Annotated in this window: 22 protein-coding genes and 1 pseudogene; 9 read left to right on the top strand and 14 right to left on the bottom strand. The window is 64.1% G+C overall.

Features of this window, described 5'->3' with window-relative positions; genetic code table 11:
* On the top strand, positions 1-558 hold a 558-nt coding region (locus tag XF30_RS15510; RefSeq protein ID WP_283811138.1), incomplete at its 5' end, for a CorA family divalent cation transporter.
* A gap of 19 nt (positions 559-577) precedes the next feature.
* Here the strand turns inward: XF30_RS15510 and XF30_RS15505 are convergent.
* Genes XF30_RS15505 through purC form a run of 3 tightly spaced genes read right to left on the bottom strand, consistent with a single transcriptional unit; the run spans position 578 to position 1,793 of the window.
* Positions 578-763, bottom strand: a complete 186-nt coding sequence (locus XF30_RS15505) for a hypothetical protein (protein WP_036012948.1) — start codon at positions 761-763, stop codon at positions 578-580.
* A 5-nt stretch (positions 764-768) separates the two neighbouring features.
* On the bottom strand, positions 769-1,011 hold the full coding sequence (gene purS, locus XF30_RS15500; protein WP_109143221.1) for a phosphoribosylformylglycinamidine synthase subunit PurS: 243 nt from the start codon (positions 1,009-1,011) through the stop codon (positions 769-771).
* Positions 1,012-1,025: 14 nt separating this feature from the next.
* A complete protein-coding gene (gene purC, locus XF30_RS15495; RefSeq protein ID WP_172782948.1) occupies positions 1,026-1,793 on the bottom strand; it encodes a phosphoribosylaminoimidazolesuccinocarboxamide synthase in 768 nt (255 codons plus the stop codon).
* Between the two features lie 320 nt (positions 1,794-2,113).
* Between purC and XF30_RS15490 the strand changes: the two genes are divergently transcribed.
* Positions 2,114-2,437: a DUF1476 domain-containing protein gene (locus XF30_RS15490; RefSeq protein WP_036027850.1), complete on the top strand. Its 324-nt coding sequence runs from the start codon at positions 2,114-2,116 to the stop codon at positions 2,435-2,437.
* Between the two features lie 5 nt (positions 2,438-2,442).
* Here the strand turns inward: XF30_RS15490 and XF30_RS15485 are convergent, their stop codons facing one another.
* A complete protein-coding gene (locus XF30_RS15485) occupies positions 2,443-3,417 on the bottom strand; it encodes a LysR family transcriptional regulator (RefSeq protein WP_109145726.1) in 975 nt (324 codons plus the stop codon).
* A 103-nt stretch (positions 3,418-3,520) separates the two neighbouring features.
* Between XF30_RS15485 and XF30_RS15480 the strand changes: the two genes are divergently transcribed.
* Positions 3,521-4,348, top strand: a complete 828-nt coding sequence (locus XF30_RS15480) for an isocitrate lyase/PEP mutase family protein (protein ID WP_109143220.1) — start codon at positions 3,521-3,523, stop codon at positions 4,346-4,348.
* Here XF30_RS15480 and cynS read toward each other — a convergent pair.
* The 4 genes from cynS to XF30_RS15460 form a co-directional block, all read right to left on the bottom strand.
* The gene (gene cynS, locus XF30_RS15475) at positions 4,335-4,823 is read right to left on the bottom strand and encodes a cyanase (protein ID WP_025037304.1); all 489 of its coding nucleotides are present in this window, start codon (positions 4,821-4,823) and stop codon (positions 4,335-4,337) included. The two genes, XF30_RS15480 and cynS, sit on opposite strands and share 14 nt — an antisense overlap.
* Before the next feature lie 13 nt (positions 4,824-4,836).
* Entirely contained in the window at positions 4,837-5,760 is a 924-nt protein-coding gene (locus tag XF30_RS15470) for an ABC transporter ATP-binding protein (RefSeq protein WP_109143219.1), read from the bottom strand.
* 5 nt (positions 5,761-5,765) lie between these two features.
* Positions 5,766-6,605 carry a nitrate ABC transporter permease gene (gene ntrB / locus XF30_RS15465; protein ID WP_109143218.1) on the bottom strand — a complete coding sequence of 280 codons (840 nt, stop codon included), beginning with the start codon at positions 6,603-6,605 and terminating at the stop codon, positions 5,766-5,768.
* 178 nt (positions 6,606-6,783) lie between these two features.
* Positions 6,784-8,163, bottom strand: a complete 1,380-nt coding sequence (locus XF30_RS15460; RefSeq protein ID WP_109143217.1) for a CmpA/NrtA family ABC transporter substrate-binding protein — start codon at positions 8,161-8,163, stop codon at positions 6,784-6,786.
* Between the two features lie 160 nt (positions 8,164-8,323).
* Here XF30_RS15460 and XF30_RS15455 point away from each other — a divergent pair, with 160 nt between their 5' ends.
* Positions 8,324-10,270, top strand: coding sequence for a sigma 54-interacting transcriptional regulator (locus tag XF30_RS15455; RefSeq protein WP_109143216.1), 1,947 nt, complete (start codon positions 8,324-8,326; stop codon positions 10,268-10,270).
* A gap of 117 nt (positions 10,271-10,387) precedes the next feature.
* On the opposite strand, the gene XF30_RS15450 is transcribed toward XF30_RS15455, so the two are convergent.
* From XF30_RS15450 to XF30_RS15440, 3 genes are read right to left on the bottom strand one after another with little or no spacing between them, the layout of a single operon-like run.
* A complete protein-coding gene (locus XF30_RS15450) occupies positions 10,388-11,266 on the bottom strand; it encodes a sulfurtransferase (protein ID WP_109143215.1) in 879 nt (292 codons plus the stop codon).
* 48 nt (positions 11,267-11,314) lie between these two features.
* The gene (locus tag XF30_RS15445; RefSeq protein WP_192893153.1) at positions 11,315-12,448 is read right to left on the bottom strand and encodes an acyl-CoA dehydrogenase family protein; all 1,134 of its coding nucleotides are present in this window, start codon (positions 12,446-12,448) and stop codon (positions 11,315-11,317) included.
* A 35-nt stretch (positions 12,449-12,483) separates the two neighbouring features.
* Entirely contained in the window at positions 12,484-13,026 is a 543-nt protein-coding gene (locus tag XF30_RS15440) for an OsmC family protein (RefSeq protein WP_027576569.1), read from the bottom strand.
* 247 nt (positions 13,027-13,273) lie between these two features.
* Between XF30_RS15440 and XF30_RS15435 the strand changes: the two genes are divergently transcribed.
* Entirely contained in the window at positions 13,274-13,921 is a 648-nt protein-coding gene (locus tag XF30_RS15435; RefSeq protein ID WP_036012964.1) for a TetR/AcrR family transcriptional regulator, read from the top strand.
* A gap of 254 nt (positions 13,922-14,175) precedes the next feature.
* Here XF30_RS15435 and XF30_RS15430 read toward each other — a convergent pair whose 3' ends face one another.
* Together XF30_RS15430 and XF30_RS15425 are read right to left on the bottom strand one after the other, a co-directional pair.
* Positions 14,176-15,765, bottom strand: coding sequence for a tetratricopeptide repeat protein (locus tag XF30_RS15430; protein WP_244608959.1), 1,590 nt, complete (start codon positions 15,763-15,765; stop codon positions 14,176-14,178).
* 215 nt (positions 15,766-15,980) lie between these two features.
* Positions 15,981-16,889: a LysR family transcriptional regulator gene (locus XF30_RS15425; RefSeq protein ID WP_109143213.1), complete on the bottom strand. Its 909-nt coding sequence runs from the start codon at positions 16,887-16,889 to the stop codon at positions 15,981-15,983.
* 102 nt (positions 16,890-16,991) lie between these two features.
* Here XF30_RS15425 and wrbA point away from each other — a divergent pair, with 102 nt between their 5' ends.
* Both wrbA and XF30_RS15415 read left to right on the top strand, forming a co-directional pair.
* Complete coding sequence (gene wrbA, locus XF30_RS15420; protein WP_036012985.1) at positions 16,992-17,618, top strand: NAD(P)H:quinone oxidoreductase; 627 nt, start codon at positions 16,992-16,994, stop codon at positions 17,616-17,618.
* On the top strand, positions 17,618-18,817 hold the full coding sequence (locus XF30_RS15415; RefSeq protein ID WP_109143212.1) for an MFS transporter: 1,200 nt from the start codon (positions 17,618-17,620) through the stop codon (positions 18,815-18,817). Before wrbA ends, XF30_RS15415 begins: the two co-directional genes overlap by 1 nt.
* 2 nt (positions 18,818-18,819) lie before the next feature.
* On the opposite strand, the gene XF30_RS15410 is transcribed toward XF30_RS15415, so the two are convergent.
* Positions 18,820-20,013 carry a TrmJ/YjtD family RNA methyltransferase gene (locus tag XF30_RS15410; protein ID WP_109143211.1) on the bottom strand — a complete coding sequence of 398 codons (1,194 nt, stop codon included), beginning with the start codon at positions 20,011-20,013 and terminating at the stop codon, positions 18,820-18,822.
* A 341-nt stretch (positions 20,014-20,354) separates the two neighbouring features.
* On the opposite strand from XF30_RS15410, the gene XF30_RS15405 reads away from it, so the two are divergent.
* Both XF30_RS15405 and XF30_RS15400 read left to right on the top strand, forming a co-directional pair.
* The gene (locus tag XF30_RS15405) at positions 20,355-21,569 is read left to right on the top strand and encodes an NADP-dependent isocitrate dehydrogenase (protein ID WP_109143210.1); all 1,215 of its coding nucleotides are present in this window, start codon (positions 20,355-20,357) and stop codon (positions 21,567-21,569) included.
* An 85-nt stretch (positions 21,570-21,654) separates the two neighbouring features.
* A pseudogene (locus tag XF30_RS15400) lies at positions 21,655-21,945 on the top strand (DUF3455 domain-containing protein); the annotation flags it as partial.
* Positions 21,946-21,969 lie beyond the last annotated feature (24 nt).

Genomic DNA, 21,969 nt, shown 5'->3' with positions numbered 1-21,969 from the left:
TACATCCTCTATGCCATCCTCGATTTCATCGTCGACAATTACTCGCCCGTGCTGGAGAGCATTCACGACGAGATCGAGAGCATCGAGGATGACGTGCTCTCCAAGCAGATCAGCAAGGCGCAGATCGAGCGGCTCTACATGCTGCGCCGCGACCTGTTGCGGCTGAGGACCGCGATCGGCCCGCTGGTGGAGGTCTGCCGCCGGCTGGAGCATGACGACCTGTCGATGGTGCGGCAGGCCATGCAGCCGCTGTTCCGCGACGTCACCGACCACGTCCGCAACATCCAGGAGCGCATCGATTCCATGCGCGAGGTGCTGGCCTTCGCCTTCGAGGCGAGCCTTTTGGTCGGCCAGGCCCAGGAGACGGCGGTGTCCAAGAAGCTCGCATCCTGGCTCGCCATCATCGCGGTCCCGACCGCGCTCGCCGGCATCTACGGCATGAACTTCAAGCACATGCCGGAGCTGGAATGGGAGTACGGCTATTTCATGCTGCTCGGCGTGATGCTGGCGGCATGCGGGTCGCTGTACTGGCGCTTTCGGCGGGCGGGATGGCTGTGAGTCCAGACGCTCAGACTGGTTACATGCCTCGTCTGCCAGACCACGTGCTCTGCGCCACCTGAAGGTCGTGCAGCATGAGAAGCTGCTCTTCTCGACAGGCGCTCAGCTCAGACCTGATTTCGTCGATCTTGTATTCGACATCACCGAGCGTTTGCTCGACCTGCTTCAGCAGCTCGAAAATCAGCTCTTTGCCGATATCCGCCACTCCGCTCAGGCTTTCATCTCGATCGCATAATTCTCGATCACGGTGTTCGCCAAGAGCTTGTCCGCGGCTTCCTTCAGCGCCGCCTCCGCCTTGGCCTGGTCGGCGCCGGCGAGCTCGATGTCGAACACCTTGCCCTGGCGGACGCTGGCGACGCCGTCGACGCCGAGCGACTTCAACGCGCCTTCGATGGCCTTGCCCTGCGGGTCGAGGATGCCCGTCTTCAGGGTAACGGTGACACGTGCCTTCACGTCAAAAGTCCTCTTCAGCTCTTCACCAGCACCGGGCCGGTGCCCTGGGGACGCTCGTTCTCCATTAGGATGCCGAGACGCTTTGCAACTTCGGTGTAGGCCTCGAGCAGGCCGCCGAGATCCCTGCGGAAACGATCCTTGTCGAGCTTCTCGTTCGACTTGATGTCCCACAGCCGGCAGCTGTCCGGCGAGATCTCGTCGGCGACGATGATGCGCATCATCTCGTTCTCGAACAGGCGCCCGCACTCCATCTTGAAGTCGACGAGGCGGATGCCGATGCCGAGGAAGAGGCCGGTGAGGAAGTCGTTGACGCGGATGGCGAGCGCCATGATGTCGTCGATCTCCTGCGGCGTCGCCCAGCCGAAGGCTGTGATGTGCTCTTCCGACACCATGGGGTCGTTGAGCTGGTCGTTCTTGTAATAGAACTCGATGATCGAGCGCGGCAGCTGCGTGCCCTCCTCGATGCCGAGGCGCTGCGACAGCGAGCCGGCGGCGACGTTCCGCACCACCACCTCGAGCGGCACGATCTCGACCTCGCGAATCAACTGCTCGCGCATGTTGAGGCGGCGGATGAAATGGGTCGGCACCCCGATGTCGTTGAGGTGCTGAAACAGGTACTCCGAGATCCGGTTGTTGAGGACGCCCTTGCCCTCGATCACCTGATGCTTTTTCGCATTGAACGCGGTGGCGTCGTCCTTGAAGTGCTGGATCAGGGTACCGGGCTCGGGGCCTTCGTAAAGAACCTTTGCCTTGCCTTCATAAATGCGACGCCGACGGCTCATGGGGATGTACCGTGTTTTGTTGAAATCCATGAATTTGGTGTGCTCCGGTTGACTAGGATTACGACCCACAGCGGAGCTGCCGTGAACGGCCAGGAACCCATCTATAACCCGTTGGAAACAGAACGGGAACCAAGCCTTAGGCAACCTATCCGATTGGCTGTCCGAGCACAATCGATCCGGCCGTCCGGCACCAACTTATACCGTCTTGCCTGCGGCTTAACGGCCCGTTGTTTTGCCGATTCGTGCTATCTATGTAGGCATGCAGCCGGGTCGCCGCAACGGAAGGCTCCCGCTCCATTCAGCGAGGATTTGGAACAGGCATGAGCGAGTTCGACAAACGCCAGGAAGGCTTTGAGAAGAAGTACGCCCTCGACGAGGAGCAGAAGTTCAAGGCGGAGGCCCGCCGCAACCGGCTGCTCGGCCTGTGGGCAGCCGAGAAGCTCGGCATCACGGGTGATGCCGCCATCGCCTATGCCAAGGAGGTCGTCGCGGCCGATTTCGAGGAGGCCGGCGATGCCGACGTCGTGCGCAAGCTGACGGCCGATTTCGCCGCCAAGAACGTCACCGTCACCGAGCAGGCGATTCGCGCCAAGATGAGCGAGTTGCTCGCAGTTGCCGCCGCCGAGGTGAAGGCGGGGAAATAATCGAGTCAACCGACCCGCTGGCGCGCAATAGCCTTGCGCGCCGGCGTTCTTCTTCTGCCTTCCCGCGTGGTCGAGACATTCGGCCCGGCATAGTTGCGGCGGATGGTTTCGAGCAGGCGCTCTGCGGCAGCGCTCAAAAACCCGTCACGACGCGTGACGAGGATGATATCCTGGTGCGCATCAAGGTCGCCCACGGCGATCGTCGCGATCGAGCCCGCACGCAGCTCCTCCGCCACATGGCTTTTTGCCAGCAGTGCAAGACCGAAGCCCGATTCCACCAGCCGCTTCTGCGCAGTGAGGCTGTCCACGGCCGTCCATTCCACCTCGCCAAGTCCCCGCGTCAGAAACAGCGCGAACACGTGAGCCGCGGCAATCTCGCGGCGCCCGCGAATCTCGGGGAATGCGATCCAGCGCTCGCCACCAAGCTCGGCGAGGCGTTTCACCCGCTGTCCGGCGCGAGGATGGTCGGGCGCACAGACCACTTGCAACGATTCGCGCAGGATCTGCTCGCAGGCGAGATCGCCGGAGCGGTCGGCGTTGTAGCGCAGGCCAATCGTGGCCTCGCCGCGCCGGATGAGATCGCTGACCTCCGCGCTGGTCGCCGTCCGCAAGCTCAGCACGACGGCGGGATGCTCCTTGGTAAACCGCTTCATGATGGTCGAGAGGCGGCTGTCAGCGAGCGTCCCGGTCACGGCCAGCGAAACCGGCCCTGCATTCTGCTTGGTCAGTGCGCGGATCGCCTGTTCGGCATCCTGCGCCGCGGCGACTGCGCGCTCGGCATAGGGGATCAGCACGCGCCCGGCATCGCTCAGCCGGGTGCGGCCTGCCACCCGCTCGAACAGGGGAACGCCGAGCTCCTGCTCCAGTAGAGCGATACGGCGCGAAATCGCCGGCTGCGAGCGGTGCAGGAATTTCGCGGCATGCGAAATCCCGCCTCTGCGATGAACCGTCAGGAAGGTGTTGAGGGCGTCACTGTCCATCGCGACCTCATGCAAAAAGCTGATGATATCTCACAGAATAACAAATTTGGCGGATGACGAAAGTGCGCCTAAAGCTCGTTGGGACAGACAATGGAGACGAGCCATGACGAGCCAGTTGGACAAGGCGAGAGCGTTTCGCGCGTTGCACGAGCGGCCCGGTGCCTTCATCATTCCCAATCCATGGGATGCCGGCACCGCGAAGCTGCTCGCGGCGATGGGCTTCGAAGCCCTGGCCACTACGAGCCTCGGGGTCGCCAACATGCTCGGCAGCAGCGGCGTCAGCCTCGACGTCATCCTCGCCAACGCACGCACGATCGTGGAAGCGACCGACCTGCCCGTCAGCGTCGACCTCGAGAATTGCGGCGCACATGAGCCGAGACGCGCCGCCGAAGCTATTCGGCGTGCCGCAGACACTGGCGCGGTGGGCGGCTCGATCGAGGATTTCAGCGGCGATCGCGATCGCCCGATCTACGACTTCTCCCACGCCGTCGAGCGCGTCCAGGCCGCGGTGGAGGTGGCACGCGCGCTGCCCACTCCGTTCACGCTGACCGCGCGGGCCGAGAACTTCCTGCACGGCCGCAAGGACATCGACGATACGATCCGCCGCCTGCAAGCCTTCGAGGCCGCCGGCGCCGACGTCCTCTACGCGCCGGGCCTGTACGATCTCGCCACGATCAGGACGGTGGCGTCCTCGCTGGGCAAGCCCTTCAACCACGTGATGGGCTTTGCCGACCCGACGCTAACCGTCGACCAATTGTCCGCCGCTGGCGTCAAGCGCATCAGCGTCGGCGGAGCCATGTCGCGCTACGCGCTCGCAGCGTTACTGAACTGCGCGCGCGAGATGAAGGACAAGGGGTCCTTCACCTACATCCGCGAGATGGCGCCGGTCGGCGAGCTGCGCGCCGCCTTCGCCGCGGTCACTCCTCCTTGAAGCCATACTCCGGCACGTTGCCACTGGCGCCGTAATATTTATACGGCAGGAACTTGCCGCTCATGGTGATCTTGACGCGGTCGCCCTTGGGGTTGGCGACGCGTTCGATGCCCATGTCGAAGTCGATCGCCGACATGATGCCGTCGCCGAACTCCTCCTCTATCAGCGCCTTCCAGGCCGGACCGTTCACCATCACCATCTCGTAGAAGCGGTAGATCAGCGGGTCGGTCGGCGGCATCGGCGTGCCGGTGCCGCGCATCGGCACCTCGTTGAGCATCGCAACTTCCGCCTTCGACAGGCCGAACAGCTCGCCGGCATTGGCAGCCTGCGGCTTCGTCAGCTTCATCTGGCCCATGATCGCACCGACGATCAGCACCTCGGAATAGCCGCCGATCTTTTCGCAGATGTGCTTCCAGCTCCAGCCCTTCTCGCGCTTGATGTCGAGCAGTTTTTCGGTGAGGTCTTCGCGTTTCATTAGGGTCTCCTTGCTAGGCGCTCAATCCGGGGTTTGTCCCCGGCATCCAGGTCTGTCGCGGCTCTTCGCCGCTTGATGCGATCGAGAGCCCGGGCTTGCCGATCTGCACCGTCGGCACGTTGCGCGGATCGTGATCCGGCTTTTCAGTGGTAAAAGTCTTGCTGCGCGTCACCAGGAAATCGATGATGTGGTTGCGCAGCGCGTAGTACAGCGGATGGCGGTGCAGGTCGGTGCGGCCGCGGTCCCGCGGCAGCGGGTTCTCGACCACCTCCGCCAGCACCGCGCCGGGACCGTTGGTCATCAGAAAGATCTTGTCGGCGAGATAGATCGCCTCGTCGACGTCGTGGGTGATCATGAACGCGGTTTGCCCGGTCTCCAGGCAAATCCGCCGCACCTCGTCCTGCAGCGTGCCGCGCGTCAGCGCGTCCAGCGCCGAGAACGGCTCGTCCATCAGCATCATCTTCGGCGTGATCGACAGCGCCCGTGCGATGCCGACGCGCTGCTTCATGCCGCCTGACAGCTCTGAGGGACGCTTGTGCTCGGCGCCGGAGAGGCCGACCAGATCGATGAATTTCTGCGCATGCGCCCTTACCTTGGCGCGGTCCCAGCTGCGCCATTTCGAGCTGACGGCATAGGCGACGTTGCCGAGCACCGTGCGCCAGGGCAGCAGCGCATGGCTCTGGAAGATCACGGCGCGGTCGAGGCTGGTGCCCGAGATCGCCTGACCGTCGACGATGACCGCGCCCTCGCTCGGCGCATCGAGCCCGGCGAGGATGTTGAGCACCGTGGTCTTGCCGCAGCCGGAATGGCCGATCACGCAAGCGAACTCGCCGCGCGCCATCGAGAGCCAGAGGTTCTCGAAGATGGTGGTCGTCGCGCCGCCCGCACCTGGATAGCGCTTGGCGATGCCTTCGATCGAGATGAACTTGTCGGTCATCGCCTCTACTCCGGAAACGTGACCATGCGCGTGAAGCGCGCCAGGATCTGGTCGAGCAGCATTCCGACGATCCCGATCAGGAGGATCGCGATGATGACGTTGGTGATCGACAAATTATTCCACTCGTTCCAGACGAAGTAGCCGACGCCGGTGCCGCCGACGAGCATCTCGGCGGCGACGATCACGAGCCAGGCGATGCCGATCGAGATGCGCATGCCCGTCAGGATGGTCGGGGCCGCTGCCGGCAGTATCACGGTGAAGGCCCGCCTGACGGTGCCGACCTCGAGCGTGCGCGCGACGTTGATCCATTCCTTGCGCACGCTCGCGACGCCGAACACCGTGTTGAGCAGCATCGGCCAAATCGAGCAGATGAAGATGACGAAGATCGCGGAGACCGAGGAATCCTTGATGGTGTAGAGCGCGAGCGGCATCCAGGCCAAAGGCGAGATCGGCTTCAAGACCTGGATGAACGGATCGAGCGCCTTGCTCAGCAGCGGCGACATGCCGATCAGAAAGCCGAGCGGGATCGCCACCAGCACGGCCAGCAGATAGCCGGTGCCGACGCGCGCAATGGAATAGCCGAGCTGGATGCCGAGCCCCTTGTCGTTCGGCCCGTTGTCGTAGAACGGCCGCTTCAGATGCTCCCAGAGCTTGGCGCCGACATCGAGCGGCCCCGGCATCGCCGATTTGCCCTGCGTCGCCGTGAGGCCCATCAGCTTGGCGTATTCCGGGCTCATCGTCGCCGTCGTGCCGGTCGAGCGTGTGGCGAGATGCCAGATGCCGAGGAAGGCGGCGAGCAGCACGATGGAGACGAGGCCGGCGCGGAGGCGGAGGGAGGCGGTCATCTCCCTCTCCCCGTTCTTACGGGGGCGCGACGAGCTTCGCTCGCGCTGAGAGGGTCGGGGTGAGGGGCCTCCCTCGACACGTGAGATTGTCGAGGGACCTGTACCCCCTCACCCGGATCGCAAGAGCGATCTGACCTCTCCCCGCAAGCGGGGCGAGGTGAAGATAGAGCGCGGGCCATCACGACGCCTTCCTGATCTTGAAGCTCGCCAGATAATCCTCGGGCTTGGCCGGATCGAAATTCTTGCCCATCACCGCGAACGACTTGTAGGCACTCGCCGGCGGCGTGAGGCCCATCTCGGTCATCAGCTTCTTGGTATCGGTTGCCAGATACACCTGCTCGGCCACCGCCTTGTAGTCGACGTCGCCCTTGATCTGGCCCCAGCGCTTCATCTGCGTCAGCATCCAAACCGCAAAGGACTGCCAGGGGAACGGATCGAAATCGACGCGCTTGGGATCGGTCTTCACCCCGCCGAGGCCGTCGGCGTAGGTGCCGGTCAGGACCTGCTCCAGCACGGTGACAGGCGCGTTGATGTAGTTCGCCGGCGCGATCGCCTCGGCGATCTGCTTGCGGTTCTCGGCCTTCGAGGCGAAGGCGGTGGCATCGACGATCGCCCGCGTCAGCGCCGCGAAGCTGTTCGGCGCTGACGTGATGAACTCGCGGCTCGCAGCAAAGCTGCAGCAGGGATGGCCATCCCAGATCTCCTTGGAGAGCAGATGCATGAAGCCGACGCCGTCATAGATCGCGCGCTGGCAGATGTTGTCGGGCGCGAGGAAGCCGTCGATGTTGTCGGCACGCAAATTCGCGACCATCTCCGGCGGCGGCACCGAGCGCAACTGCACGTCGGTATCGGGATCGAGACCGTGCTCGGCGAGGTAATAGCGCAAGAGATAATTGTGCATGGAATAGTCGAAGGGGATGGCGAATTTCAGCCCCTTCCAGTCCTTCGGATCGCGCTTGTCCTTGTGCTTGCTCGCCAGCACGATGCCCTGCCCGTTGATGTTCTCGATGGCCGGGACGGTGAACGGAATGGCGTTGGCGCCAAGGCCGAGCGAGATCGCGATCGGCATCGGTGCCAGCATGTGCGCGGCGTCGTATTCCTTGTTGATGGTCTTGTCGCGGATCACGGCCCAGCCGGCGGTCTTCACCACTTCGACGTTGAGGCCGTGCTTGGCATAGAAGCCCATTGGCGCTGCCATGATGATCGGCGTCGCGCAGGTGATCGGGATGAAGCCGACCTTGAGGTCCTTCTTCTCGGGCGCGCCGGCTTGCGCGAACACCTCGGTCGCCGTCTTCATCGGGAAGAATTGCGACAGCGCCGCGAGCGCGGTCGACGCGCCGACCGACTTCAGGAAGGCGCGCCGCGCCACGTCCTGCGGAAACATCGCGCGCATCAATGCGGAGGCGACCACGCCCTCGTAGCGCTTCTCTTCGCTTGCGACCGGCTCGCAATACAGCGCCGTGGCCTGCTCATGCTCTGCGTCGGAACCATGCTGGCCGCAAACACAGCCGGCTCGAAGCTTGCGATCGGGATCAAACGGATTGTCGAACGTGGACATCGGCCCTCCTGCGCGTCAATGCGAGAAGGAATTACGCAAGGAGCATGCCACCGACGAATAGGCAGGCATTGCCTTGATGACGCAGCATTTTCACCCGCGCTTGGCCGCTACGAAAACTCGTGATAAACGAGATTTCGTAGTTCAATTACGAGATTTCGCAATGGCAACGACGCCAATGCCCGCCCACGACGAGGTGGCCCCCGTCATCGACCCGCGCATCGCGGCCTTCGAATCCTCGGTCGAGGCGATGCTGCTGGTCGATCCCTTTGGCGACCAGATCGTCGATGCCAATCCCGCCGCCGGCGCCCTGCTCGGTTACGACCGCGCTTTGCTGCGGCAGACCAGGGCCAGCACGCTCCACGCCGGCGAGCTTGCCGCCCTCACCGTCTTCACCCAGGCCGTGCTGCACAAGGGCGCCTACTGGACCACGGCGCTCAATCCACGCCACGCGACCGGGCAAGATCTCAAGCTCGAATATGCCGGCTGCCTGCTGCCGCATGACGGCCGCTCGCTGCTGCTGCTGACGCTGACCGACCTCGAAGCCCGCCGCCGGCGCAATGTCGATGCCGCCGCCGAGGACCATATGCGCGGCGGCATCTCGACCTGGCAGCGGGTCGAGCGCGTGTTCCAGGACATCGAGCGCGAGAACCAGCTGATCCTGCGCGCCGCCGGCGAAGGCATCTATGGCGTCAACGCCGAAGGCAAGACCACCTTCGTCAACCCTGCGGCCGAGCGCATGCTGGGCTGGACCGCCGAGGAGCTGGTCGGCAAGGAGATCCACCCGATCGTCCACCACACCCACCACGATGGCCGGCACTATCACAGCCACGACTGCCCGATCTATGCGGCGTTCCGCGACGGCGCCGTGCACCAGGTCGATGGCGAGGTGTTTTGGCGCAAGGACGGCTCGCCCGCCTGGGTCGAATACACATCGACGCCGATCCGCGATCGCGGCGTCGTGGTCGGCGCCGTCGTGGTGTTTCGCGATGTCAGCCAGCGCCGCGAGGCCGCCGAGAAGCTGCACGCGGCCCTTGCCGAGGTCGACCGCTTGCGCGAGCGGCTCGAGCTGGAGAACGCCTATCTCCAGGAGGAAATCCGCATCGAGACCAACCCGCGCGGCATCATCGGGGGAAGCGAGGCGATCCAGAAGACGCTGCGCCAGGTCAAGCTGGTGGCGCCGACCACCGCGGCGGTGATGATCACCGGCGAATCCGGCACCGGCAAGGAGCTGATCGCGCGCGCCATCCACGAGGATTCCACCCGCAGCGACCGGCCGCTGATCCGCGTCAACTGCGCCGCGATCCCGCGCGAATTGTTCGAGAGCGAGTTCTTCGGCCATGTCCGCGGCGCCTTCACCGGCGCAACGCGCGACCGCATCGGCCGCTTCGAGCTCGCCGACGGCGGCACGCTATTCCTCGACGAGGTCGGCGAGATCCCGCTCGAGCTGCAAGGCAAGCTGCTGCGCGTCTTGCAGGAAGGCCATTTCGAGCGCGTCGGCGAGGCGCGCACCCGCGCCGTCGACGTTCGCGTCATCGCCGCGACCAATCGCGATCTCAAGCAGGAGGTCCAGCGCGGCCGCTTTCGCGAAGACCTCTATTTCCGCCTCAACGTGTTTCCGATCGAGACCGTCCCCTTGCGCGAGCGGCGCGAGGACATTCCCCTGCTGGCCCAGCATTTCCTGACGCGCGAGAGCAAGGCGCTGAAATCGAACCTCCGTCTGTCGGAGGGCGATGCGCGGCGGCTGACCCGCTACAACTGGCCCGGCAATGTCCGCGAACTCCAGAACGTGATCGAGCGCGCTGCGATCCTGTCGCAGAACGGCCGCCTGCGCATCGATCTGCCCGATCCTTCAGGTGAACAAGCGCCCAGCGGCGCCACCCGCCAGAGGCCCGACGCGCGCCCCGCAATCATGACGTCGTCGGAAATGCGCGACCACGAGCGCGCCAACATTCTCGCCGCGCTTGAGGCCTGCGCCGGAAAAGTCTTCGGCCCCGGCGGCGCCGCCGAGATGCTCGACCTCAAGCCGACCACGCTGGCCTCACGGATCAAGGCGCTGGGAATCGCGCCTCGTCCGCAAGGGGCCCATCCTTCGAGACGCCCGCTTTAGGCGGGCTCCTCAGGATGAGGTCGGAGGGCGCGGCAACAGCATCAACAGACACCGGTGCCGCTTAGCCTCATCCTGAGGAGACCGCGAAGCGGTCGTCTCGAAGGACGAGGCGCTTGCTCACGCCGCCTTGGTCGTCACGTCAGCCGCAATCGGCAAGCCCTGCTCGATCGGCAGCGACGGATCGCGCGACCATTCGTTCCAGGAGCCGAAATACATCCGCACGTCCTTCACGCCGGCGTTCTTCAGCGCCAGGAACGTGTTCGAGGCGCGCGCCCCCTTGAAGCAGTAGAGATAGACCGGCGTAGTCTGCGAGATGCCGACCGTGGCGCATTCCGCCAGAATCTCGTCCTTGGATTTGAAGCGCGGGCCTTCGACGGTCGGCTTCATCATGCGATACCATTCCAGCCACACCGCGCCCGGGATGCGGCCCTTGCGCGGGCAGAAATCCTTGCCGTACGGGGACGAGCTGTCGCCGATCCACTCGTCGACGTCGCGGACGTCGAGGATCGCGATGCCCGGCTTGCCGACGGCGGCGAGCATGGTCTTGGCGTCGATCAGGATCTCGCCCGCTTCAGGCACGATCGAGAACGAGGCCTTCTCAGGCGCGGGCACATCCTTGGTCACCGGGAAGCCCGCGGACGACCAGGCGTCGAAGCCGCCATGCAGCACCTTCACCTTGGGATAGCCGAGCATGGTGAGCAGGTAATAGCCGCGGCAGGACTGGCCGAAGCCGGAGTTCATCGACTGTTCGTAGATCACCGCCGTCTCCTTGCCGGAAAGACCGGCGCTGCCGAACGCATCGGCGAACTTGGTCTTGAGCTCGGCCATGCCCTCGGGCGTGGAGGTCGCGAGGAACGTGAAGATCTCATGCACGTTGACGGCGCCCGGCAGATGGCCGGCGGCGTAGGCGTCGGGATTGCGGGTGTCGATGACGACACACGGCTCGGTCTTCAAGAGATCGGCGAGTTCGACGGCAGTGATCAGAACGTCAGTCATGGCAGCCTCTCCGTTGAGGTTGGGGGTCTTCGGGTGGACTCGTAGAACTCAGGACTCGGCCAGCATCTTGCGCAGCTGCTTGGTGGCCGGCGTGACGATCGCGACGAAATAGGCCTCGCGCAGGCGCCGCTGCGCGCGGTGGCTCTTGAGGTAGCCGCGGGCACCACAATGCAGCATCGCCGCATGCGCCGCCGCGACACTGGCTTCGCCGGCGCGCAGCCGCAGCGCAATCACCTTGCGCCAGTAGGTCTCCTCCTCGTTGTAGGGATCGCGCGCCAGCGCCATGGTCTCGGCCTCGAGCTCGGCGGCGAGCTCGCGGAAATGCACCGGCTGCTGCGGCAAATAGCGGTTGATATGGCCGAGGAGATTGTCGACATCGTCCATGATGTTGATGCAATCCTTGATCACCCCCAGCGCCATGCCGGCCTGCAGCAGGATGAAGCCGGCGCGGATCTTCTTGACGAAGGGCGCGGCGGGATCGGCCAGGATCAGCTCATCGGGCACGAAAGCGTCGCGGAACTGCACGCCATAGGTGCCGGTGCCGTCCATCGCGAGGAACGGCTTGCAGGGCGTCAGCGTGATCGCGGGGTCGGAGCAATCGGCCAGGAACATGACAGTGCCGGGCTCGCCACTTGCGATGCCCGCATCATCCTCGCGCTCGAAGATGGTGCCGAAGTAGTGATCAGGCCCGAGGTTGGAGACCCAGGGCAACGCACCGCGCACGATATAGCCGCCCTCGACCTTGCGGCCCTTCAGCTTGAGCTTCTCGATGCCGAAGAAGCTCTTCATGGGATTGGAGAGCCCGGTGCCGCCAAGCACGCGGCCGGTCGAGAAGGCATCTCCGAAGCGCTTTGCGAGCTTCACATTGGTGGAGTTCGCCGCGTACCAGACCAGCGTGTTCTGGCACCACGCCATGAAGGCCGTGGCACCGCAGACCTCGCCGATCGCCGCCATCGCCTGGATCGCGCAACGCAGATCGGCGGGGCCTTCGTGCGGCACGTGACTGCCCCATGCCCCGACCGCGCCGAACTTGCGCAGCACCTCGGCCGGATAGACCGAACCGTCGTCGATGCCGGCTGCGAGCGGCGCAAGCTCTTGGCGCGCGATCCGCGCCACCTCGTCCGCAATGGACGGTGCGGGCTGATCCAGAACGTCGGCCCGCGATATAGCCAGTGAACCCATGATCGTCTCCCGCACCCTGTCCTGATTGCCGTCTGCTAGATGCCGACCTCGAGATTGACCGGCCGCGTGAAGGTGTTGGCGACCGGCGACCATTTCTTCACATGGGCGACCAGCGCGTTGATCTCGTCCGGCGAGATGCCCTCGCATTCCATGTCCACCTTGACGCGGACATCGGTGAAGCCGACCGGCTTGTCGGAGGTGTCACCGGTGCCCCAGACCGCGGTGATGTTGAGATCGCCTTCGAGCTCGAGCTCGAGCTTGTTGACGATCCAGCCGCGGTGCACGGCGTTGGCATGCAGGCCGACCGCAAGGCACGAGCCGAGCGCGGCGAGCGAGGCTTCCGACGGATTGGGCGCGGTGTCGTCACCCAAAAGCCCCGGCGGCTCGTCGACGATGTAGGGCGGCAGGTTGCGGATATAGTTGGCGTGGCGGAATTTGCCCTCCGCGACCGTCTTGCACTTCAAGGTCTTAATGACCTTCGGGTTTGCCTTGCCGTTGGCAATCAGTTGCTCGAGCCCGTTCTTGTCGATGGGCGCGAGGCACCCCGTCAGCACTGTCTTCTGAACGACGGCAGTCATCAATCTTCTCCCTGGCAGAAGTGGAAATCGGCAGGATACCGAACGGTCTGTTTCCTTGCATGGAGCGTGCCAGATCTCGCGAAAAACAAAAGGCGAGGCTTTGGAGCCGCTTAAGCGTCGCTGCCTGCAGATTGGTCAGCCCACTCCTGCTCAAAGGCGGAGCAGACGCGCGCGCGGATGCGAATCTTTTCGGCGCCGAACAGATGCGGCTTGCTGATGCGAGGCGGCTGCGATTAAGTTGTCGCTCATGGCAAAGCCGTCATCGAAGAAGAATCCGCCCCACGCCGCTGCCGGCGACGACGAATCCGCACGCGGGCGCCTGCTCAGCGCCGCAACGCATCTGTTCTGCAAGAACGGCATCAACGCCACCGGCATCGATGCGATCATCGAAGAGGCCGGCACCGCCAAGACCACGCTCTACAAATTGTTCGGCTCCAAGACCAACCTCGTCAACGCGGTGCTGGAGAGCGAAGGCAAGCAATGGCGCGAATGGTTCATCGGCGCCATGGAGCAAGGCGGCGGCGATGCGCAGGCGAAACTCACGCGCATCTTCCCCGCGCTGAAGAGCTGGTTCGCCGAAGAGCGCTTCTACGGCTGCCCCTTCATCAACGCCGTCGGCGAGCACGACAAGGATGCCAAGCAATTCCGCAACATCGCGCTGAAGCACAAGAAGATCGTGCTCGGCCACATCGAGAAGCTCGCCGGCGAGCTCGGCTCAGCCGAGCCCGCTGTGCTGGCGCATCAGCTCGGCCTCATCATCGACGGCGCCATCGTCGCCGCCATGATCTCGCGCGACCCGGCCGTCGCGGATACCGCGGCGCTTACGGCAGGCCCCCTGCTCGGCCAGGCCAAGGCGAAGAAGAAGCGCGCGGCGGAGCAGTTGGAGGCCGTGTGACGGTTCTTGCTTCGTAAAGGGGACACTGTCCCGGATCGCGCTGCGCTCCATCCGGGCTACGATGACTTCGTAGGGTGGGCAAAGGCGCGACGCGCCGTGCCCACCATTCCGTCTCAACTGTAAGCTTTGATTTGCCCGCCTACGGACCCGTCCGCTCGATCAGCGGCTCGCTCGCAGCGCGGCAAGCTCGACGTCGGCGGCCGACTTCTCGATAAAGGTCCTCGGGCAATCGGCAGCCGCCTGCTCGAACAGTTTTAACGCCTCTTCCCTGGAGCCGCTCTGCAGGGCTCGCCGGCAATATAGAAATTCGCCTCGCAGACCTGCCCCTTCTTCTTCGCCGGGTCGGCATCGTCCGCTGCGCTGCGCACTTGCTCCGGCGTCGTCGTACCCAGGAAGAGGTTGACGACCGGCGCGGGCCATTTCGTCGCGTCGAGCCGCTTTGCAGCCTCGCTCAGCCGGCTCGGTTGGTCGCTGCGCCTTGCAACAATTTCGCGCCAGATGACTGGATAGGCACCTTTCGGATCGAGCTCGATCGCCTGATCCAGATCGGTCAACGATTGGGCGAAGGAAGCGGTCTGCCAATAGAGCCTCGCACGATGAAAGTAGGCGCGCGCATCCTTGGGATCGAGCTGCACGAGTTGATCGTAGTCCTCGAGCGAGCGGCCGAAGTCCCCCTTGGCCTTGTACGCGTTGGCGCGGAGCCCGAATGCATCCTTATCCTTGGGGTTGAGGCGTATCGCGTCATCGAAGTCTGCGATAGCGCGGTCAAGCTCCCCTTTCGCGTGGTAGGCCCCACCCCGAGCGCGGAGCACGGGGCCATCCGTGGACGCGAGCGCAATCGATTCACCTGCGACGGACGCAGAAATGGGATCTGCATCCTGACCTTGAAGCTGCCTCTGCCGATCGCCGGTGTTTCCTTGACCCTTATGTGCCAGCTGGATCACCTGATTGTAATCGGCAATGGCGCGATCGTAATCACCCTTTTGAAAATAGGCGACGCCCCGGCAACCATAGGCAGACCGGCTCTGTGGGTTTAGCTCGATGATCCGGTCATAGTCGGCGATCGCGCGGTCGAGTTCACCCAGTTGAGAAAAGGATTCGGCTCGGAAGTAGTAAAAATTCTCGCTTCTGGGTTTGATCTGGATGGTTTGATCCAGTGCGGCCAACGCGAGCTCTCTCTTACCCTTTGCGAAGTAAACTCGACCGCGGCACAATTGGCCTCCACCGTTTTGCGGGCTGATCTCGACCGCACGATCGCAGTCAGCCATGGCCCGATCGGGATCCCCATTCCGGACGTAAGAGAGGCCTCGTTCGACATGCGCTATGACATTGTCCGGATGAATCAGAAGGGCCTGATCATAATCGGCGATGGCACGGACGAAGTCGCGTCTCGCCGAATAGACGTGAGCACGTCCGATATAGGCGTAGGTATTCTTCGGATCGAGCTCGATCACCTTGGCATAATCAAGCAGCGCAGCCTCGGGCTCTCGCTTTTGGATCAGCGCAGAAGCCCTCGCGATGCGGGAGTTCAGATTGCCCGGATCGCGCTCAATGATCTCGTTGTAGTCCGCTATCGCAAGGTCGATCTCGCCCTTCTGGCGGTAGAACATGGCGCGGCGGAAGCGCGCCATGACCACACCTTGCTGCATGCCCGTCCCCGCCGCCTGAATGATGGCGGTGCAGCCTGCGATCCTGTCATCGAGGCTGAAATTGCCGACCGCGTTACACTTGGAAGCCAACGGCATTTCCGCGCGAGCGCCTGACATTTCGAGCAAGGCCGTCAGCGCCACAACACCGAAGCTTGCTGCCGCACGAACTCCTGCGCGGCCGATCCTTCCAAACATGCAGTCCCCACTCAATTTCCAGAGACTTCATAGCAACCAATCTTGTCTATGCACAGCCCTTGGTTGCGCACTTGCAGGCGACGGGTCCGTGCGGCCCGATGCTCAGGCCGACTTGGCCATCATCCCCTGAAGCCGCACCAGTTCCGCCTCCAGATCACCGCTCCACATCCACTGCCCTAATGTCGAGCACGCGACGCGCCTCGAGCCGTGTCCGCCTACGCCTCGGCGATCTGCAACAAGGCCTCGCGAAAAGCCAGCGCGGCTGGTCCGAGCGGCTGGTCCAGCCGGTGCGCGAGATAGGCTTCTGCGGCAACCTGGCTGCGCCGTCCGAGGGCGGTGGTGGCAAGGCGCACGAGGCGCCTTTCCCTCAGATCGCGCTCCACCAGCCAGAACGGCAGGCGGCCCCAGCCGAGACCGGCGAGAATCATCGCATGCTTGGTGTCCTGATTGGTGACCCGGCAGGTCTGGGGCGAAAGCACACCGAACATGCGCCCTTCCGTCAGCGGCGTCGGATCGGACAGAACGATCTGCAGATGATCGGCCAGATCCTGAAGGCTGATCCTGTTGCGCGATTGCCGCCTCGCCAATGGGTGATCGACGGAAACGACGGCAACCTGCTCGACCGACGAGATCGCCTCGAGTGCGATCCGCGGATCGCGAAAATCCTCGCCGACCACGATCGCAAGCGAACTGCGCTTGTCGATCAGCGAGGCGATCGGTCCACCCAGCGGCTCGACCGCAAGCCTGATTGAAACCGAGGGATAGGCAGCGCGCATCTTCGTCAATGCTGCGCCGACCATGCCGATCGGAAACAACGTGTCGATTGTCAGGGAAAGCTCGAGTTCGACTCCCTCGCCAAGGCCCCGGGCCCGCGCCCGCATCGCATCGACCCTGAGGAGAATGTCACGCGCGTTGGCGAGCAGTGACTGCCCCTCGGGCGTCAGGACCGGCCGATGACCCGTGCGATCGAACAGCGCAACACCCAGTTCGGCCTCCAGATTGGCGATGGCATGGCTGATGGCGGACTGAACACGGGACAGCCGAGCCGCGGCCGCCCGGAAGCTCCCGCATTCCGCCACCGTCACGAATGTTCGCAACTGATCTAGCGTCAGCACGTCCAGCATGATCTATCCAATCGATCGAACTCATCGATCTTATCGCGCTACCGCTGATCAAGCACAGACCTATTTTGGCTGCTAGCCCCCACCTAAGAGCGAGGAAGCAAAATGACGAAGGTCCTGGTGCTGTACTACTCGTCCTACGGTCACATCGAGACGATGGCTGAAGAGATGGCCCGGGGTGCACGGGAGGCCGAAGCCGAAGTCGCCATCAAGCGCGTGCCGGAAATTGTTCCCGACCACGTCGCGCAGAGGGCCGGATACAAGGTCGATCAACGCGCCGACACCGCCGCCGTTGCCGAATTGCCGGACTACGACGCGATCATCCTTGGCACCCCGACGCGTTTCGGGAACATGGCCGCGCAGATGAAGAACTTCCTCGACCAGTGCGGCGGCCTGTGGTTCGAGAACAAGCTCGTGGGCAAGGTCGGCAGCGTCTTCACATCGACGGGCAGCCAGCATGGCGGCCAGGAAAGCACCATTCTGTCCGTGCACAGCGTGCTGCTGCACCTCGGCATGGTCGTGGTCGGGCTGCCCTACACATTCAAGGGACAGATGCGCATGGACGAGGTCACCGGATGCTCGCCCTACGGCGCATCGACCCTCGCCGACGACGGCAGCGGCGGGGATCGTCGTCCAAGCGCCAACGAACTGGCCGGGGCACGCTTTCAGGGACGCCATGTCGCCGAGATCGCTCGCGCCCTGGCCGCTGGGCGGCTCACGGAGGCGGCCTGATGGCGGCGGCAGCACCTGCCTCGTCCTTGCGAGATCGGCATTGGCATGTGGTGAGCATCGTCGTGGGCTCCGGCGCCGTCGCCGCGATCCAGGTGGGGAAGGCTGCGATCGCCACGCCCATGCTGCAAAAGGATCTGGGCCTTGACCTCGCCGCTGCCGGCTGGCTGACCGGGATCATCGCTGTTCTCGGCCTGTTGGGCGGTATCCCTGCCGGCTCCCTCGTCGCCCGCGCCGGAGATCGGCGAAGTCTCATTCTCGGCCTCGGGCTGCTCATCCTTGGCGCCATCATCGGCGCGCTCGCAACCGACTATGCGGTGCTTCTCGCATCGCGCATCGTAGAAGGCTCAGGATTTCTTCTGATCATTGTTGCGGGTCCGGCGATCCTGAACAGAGCAGTCCCGTCCGGGCAACAGGACGTTCCGCTTGCCCTGTGGAGCTGCTTCATGCCGGCCGGCATTGCGCTCGCGATGCTCGTCGGGACGTTCTTCAGCGACTGGCGCGCACTGTGGTGGGGCAGCGCCGGTCCTGCAGCGATCGCCATCGTGGCCGCGTGGATGAGTATTCCGGCCGCTCCGAAGCGCACCCCGGCATCGTGGCGACGGACGATGTCCGATGCCGTGTACGTGGCGGCAAGCAAAGGCCCGCTTCTGCTGGCCGGATGTTTTGTCCTCTACAGCCTGATGTTCTTCGCGCTGTTCAGCTTCCTCCCGGTGCTGCTGATGGAACGGATGAACATCCCCCATGGCACGGCCGGCATGCTCAGTGCCCTCGCCACCGCAAGCAACATCATCGGCAATGTCGCTGCCGGCTACCTGCTCGCGCGCGGTGCCCGGCGTTCAGTGCTGATCTTCGCGGCCTGTCTGGCCATGGGCTTTTCAGGTCCTGGCATCTTCTTGCAGATGTTCAGCGATATGCCGACGCTTCTGCTGTGCATCCTGTTCGCGGCGGTTGGTGGCCTGATGCCGGCCGTCCTGATCTCATCGATCCCGTTGCTCGCGCCATCCGCCGCACTCATTCCTGTTGTCACCGGTCTGGTGATGCAGGGCAGCAATCTCGGCCAGGTGGCCGGGCCTGTCGCGGTCGGAAGTGCCGTTGAGGCCTATGGGTGGACAGCCGCACTGGCCATCATCCTGATCGCCGCGCTGCTTGCCGCCATCATCGCCGCATCCGCCCGCTTCGATGACAGCGCGGCCCACTGACCCTACTGTCCCAACATCTCGGCAAGCCGCACCAGCTCCGCCTCGAGATCGCGCTCCACATCCACGGCCCGAATGTCGAGCACGCGATAATCTCGCGCCTCCAGCCACGCCCGCCGCGACGCGCGATCGGCTGCAATCGCCTCGCCCTCGCCCGGGTTCACCAGCTCGATCGCGATCCGGTGCGGGAAGGAGACGAAGTCCGGGATGTGGCGCCCCACGGGAGTCTGGCGCTTGAACCCACCTGCGAAGCGGCGATCACGCGTCAGCGCCTGCCAGAGCAGGCGTTCGGCGTCGGTCGGGTTGCGGCGGAGCAGGCGGGCAAGGCCCCGCACGGTCGAGCCGCTGTCGGGCACACCGCCGCCCTGCCCGTGCTCGGCCAGCAGCGCGCGCAGGCGCGTGGCCTGCTCGCCGTCGAGCACGCCGCCCTTGGCCGGACCCTTGCGCCCCTCGGCGATCGCCATGATCACGCCGTGCAGCGTGTGCATGTCCTGCTTGGTCGGCTCCATGCGGGTGAAGATGTTGCGCAGGTTCACCAGCATGGTGTCGCGCTTCTCGGCCGGGCGCAGGAACTCGACCTTGTCGAGCTCGCGCACGAGATTGTCGAAGAAGGCCTGCATCTGGTGCTGCGAGGCGCGCTCGGAGCGCTCCGGCATGGCGTGCGGCAGTTCGCCCGACGTCGCGCGCTTGAACCATTCGTAGCCGACCAAGAGCACGGCCTGGGCGAGGTTGAGCGAGGCGAAGCCCGGATTGACCGGAAAGGTGATGATGCGGTTGGCGAGCCCGACCTCCTCGTTGGTCAACCCCCAGCGCTCGCGGCCGAACAGGATGCCGGCCCTGCCGCCCGTCGCGACGTGACCTGCGATCTCGGCCGCTGCGGCCTCCGGCCCGACCACGGGCTTGGCTTGGTCGTGGGGGCGTGCGGTGGTGGCGAACAGGAGGTCGAGGTCGGCAACCGCCTGCTCGACCGTGTCGAACAGCTGCGCCTTCTCCAGGATATGGTCCGCACCGGCCGCGGCGCGCTGGGCCGCGATGTTGGGCCAGCCGTCCCGGGGATTGACGATGCGCATCCGGTCGAGGGCGAAGTTGCCCATGGCGCGCGCGGCCATGCCGATATTCTCGCCGAGCTGCGGCTCGACCAGGATCACGATGGGACCGTCGAGGGAAAGGCCGGCCTTGCTTTTGTCAGTCCCCGACATCTCTCTTTGCTTTCACACTGTCTCTCAAGGCCTTGGCGAGGCCGTTCTTAGGAATCGATTCAAGTCGGCGACCGGCCGGCTCGGGCGCTGCCCGCCTGTCGTTTGCCTGTCCTGACAAAATTCTCAAGGGAAATAACGGGTTGGATTCGACTTTTGAGTCTCGCCTGGAACGTGCCCCGAAGGTCTGGCCGAGGGCCGGCCGGCCGCTTCCCGCCTGCGCAAGCTGGATGAGCTAAAAGTGCATAATCCCTTGGCTTTCGCCCGCTGCTATCAGGTGCTAAGAGGCGGCGGATATTCCCGTGGCGCGCCAAAAGCGCCGTTCCCAAGAGGCTCCCCCGATCATGGCAAAAATCAAGGTATCCAATCCCGTCGTCGAGCTCGATGGCGACGAGATGACCCGGATCATCTGGCAGTACATCAAGGACAAGCTGATCAACCCGTTCCTCGATGTCGAGCTGCTCTATTTCGACCTGGGCATGGAATACCGCGACCACACCAATGATCAGGTGACGATCGACGCGGCCGAGGCGATCAAGAAGGTCGGCGTCGGCGTCAAATGCGCCACCATCACCCCGGATGAAGCCCGGGTGAAGGAGTTCAATCTCAAGCAGATGTGGAAGTCGCCGAACGGCACCATCCGCAACATCCTCGGCGGAGTGATCTTCCGCGAGCCGATCATCTGCAAGAACGTGCCGCGCCTGGTTCCCGGCTGGACCAAGCCGATCATCATCGGCCGCCACGCCTATGGCGACCAGTACCGCGCCACCGACATCAAGTTCCCCGGCAAGGGCACCCTCTCGCTGAAGTTCGTCGGCGAGGACGGCACCGTGATCGAGAAGGAAGTGTTCAAGGCGCCCGGCGCCGGCGTCGCGATGGAGATGTACAATCTCGACGATTCCATCATCGACTTCGCCCGCGCCTCCTTCAATTACGGCCTGCTGCGCAATTACCCGGTGTACCTGTCGACCAAGAACACGATCCTCAAGGTCTATGACGGGCGCTTCAAGGACATCTTCCAGGACATCTTCGACCGCGAGTTCAAGAAGGAGTTCGACGCCAAGGGCCTGACCTACGAGCACCGCCTGATCGACGACATGGTGGCCTCGGCGCTGAAATGGTCCGGCGGCTATGTCTGGGCCTGTAAGAACTACGACGGCGACGTGCAGTCCGACACGGTCGCGCAGGGCTACGGCTCGCTCGGCCTGATGACCTCGGTGCTGCTCACCCCCGACGGCAAGACCGTCGAGGCGGAAGCTGCCCACGGCACGGTGACCCGCCATTACCGCGAGCACCAGAAGGGCAAGGAGACCTCGACCAACTCGATCGCCTCGATCTTCGCCTGGACGAGAGGCCTGTCGCACCGCGCCAAGCTCGACAACAACCCCGAGCTCGCCAAGTTCGCGGCCATGCTGGAGAAGGTCTGCGTCGACACCGTCGAGGCTGGCTACATGACCAAGGACCTCGCGCTCCTCGTCGGCGCCGACCAGCGCTGGCTCTCGACCACCGGCTTCCTCGACAAGGTCGCCGAGAACCTCACGAAAGAGCTGGCGGCGTAAGCTGTCCGCAATTTCGCCCGACTGGGCCAGACATGATCAAGGGCCGCGCCAAAGCGCGGCCCTTTTTCAATTCTGTGGCCCTCGCGCGGAGATGCGACCATGCCGATCACACTATGCCGGGCCGAACTGGGAGCTTGCCGACGGCAGCGCGGTGACGGGTAAAGCCGCCGGCAATGCGCCGGGCGCGACCGCAGCCGACATTCCCTGGCTGAAACTAGACGTCACCTCGCATCGCGGCAGCGGCGCACTCACGCCCGTGACCACGGTCCAGCGCATCAACACCCATGGCGGCAAGCTCGACGGTGCCTGCGACAAGGCCGGCGAGTTCAGGAGCGCGCCCTACTCCGCCGACTACGTCTTCCTGAACAAGGGCTGAGCGTTCAGCAGTCCGGTAGACATT

Origin of the sequence: Bradyrhizobium sp. SUTN9-2 (assembly GCF_003122645.1) — a bacterium.
Taxonomy (GTDB): Bacteria; Pseudomonadota; Alphaproteobacteria; order Rhizobiales; family Xanthobacteraceae; genus Bradyrhizobium; species Bradyrhizobium yuanmingense.
This window is presented reverse-complemented; position numbering and strand designations above follow the sequence as displayed.

Coding starts and splice junctions, on each gene's coding strand:
- purC (WP_172782948.1), bottom strand. CDS start 1,793: ATGAGCCGTCGGCGTCGCATTTATGAAGGCAAGGCAAAGGTTCTTTAC.
- XF30_RS15490 (WP_036027850.1), top strand. CDS start 2,114: ATGAGCGAGTTCGACAAACGCCAGGAAGGCTTTGAGAAGAAGTACGCC.
- XF30_RS15485 (WP_109145726.1), bottom strand. CDS start 3,417: ATGGACAGTGACGCCCTCAACACCTTCCTGACGGTTCATCGCAGAGGC.
- XF30_RS15480 (WP_109143220.1), top strand. CDS start 3,521: ATGACGAGCCAGTTGGACAAGGCGAGAGCGTTTCGCGCGTTGCACGAG.
- cynS (WP_025037304.1), bottom strand. CDS start 4,823: ATGAAACGCGAAGACCTCACCGAAAAACTGCTCGACATCAAGCGCGAG.
- XF30_RS15470 (WP_109143219.1), bottom strand. CDS start 5,760: ATGACCGACAAGTTCATCTCGATCGAAGGCATCGCCAAGCGCTATCCA.
- ntrB (WP_109143218.1), bottom strand. CDS start 6,605: ATGACCGCCTCCCTCCGCCTCCGCGCCGGCCTCGTCTCCATCGTGCTG.
- XF30_RS15460 (WP_109143217.1), bottom strand. CDS start 8,163: ATGTCCACGTTCGACAATCCGTTTGATCCCGATCGCAAGCTTCGAGCC.
- XF30_RS15455 (WP_109143216.1), top strand. CDS start 8,324: ATGGCAACGACGCCAATGCCCGCCCACGACGAGGTGGCCCCCGTCATC.
- XF30_RS15450 (WP_109143215.1), bottom strand. CDS start 11,266: ATGACTGACGTTCTGATCACTGCCGTCGAACTCGCCGATCTCTTGAAG.
- XF30_RS15445 (WP_192893153.1), bottom strand. CDS start 12,448: ATGGGTTCACTGGCTATATCGCGGGCCGACGTTCTGGATCAGCCCGCA.
- XF30_RS15440 (WP_027576569.1), bottom strand. CDS start 13,026: ATGACTGCCGTCGTTCAGAAGACAGTGCTGACGGGGTGCCTCGCGCCC.
- XF30_RS15435 (WP_036012964.1), top strand. CDS start 13,274: ATGGCAAAGCCGTCATCGAAGAAGAATCCGCCCCACGCCGCTGCCGGC.
- XF30_RS15430 (WP_244608959.1), bottom strand. CDS start 15,765: ATGTTTGGAAGGATCGGCCGCGCAGGAGTTCGTGCGGCAGCAAGCTTC.
- XF30_RS15425 (WP_109143213.1), bottom strand. CDS start 16,889: ATGCTGGACGTGCTGACGCTAGATCAGTTGCGAACATTCGTGACGGTG.
- wrbA (WP_036012985.1), top strand. CDS start 16,992: ATGACGAAGGTCCTGGTGCTGTACTACTCGTCCTACGGTCACATCGAG.
- XF30_RS15415 (WP_109143212.1), top strand. CDS start 17,618: ATGGCGGCGGCAGCACCTGCCTCGTCCTTGCGAGATCGGCATTGGCAT.
- XF30_RS15410 (WP_109143211.1), bottom strand. CDS start 20,013: ATGTCGGGGACTGACAAAAGCAAGGCCGGCCTTTCCCTCGACGGTCCC.
- XF30_RS15405 (WP_109143210.1), top strand. CDS start 20,355: ATGGCAAAAATCAAGGTATCCAATCCCGTCGTCGAGCTCGATGGCGAC.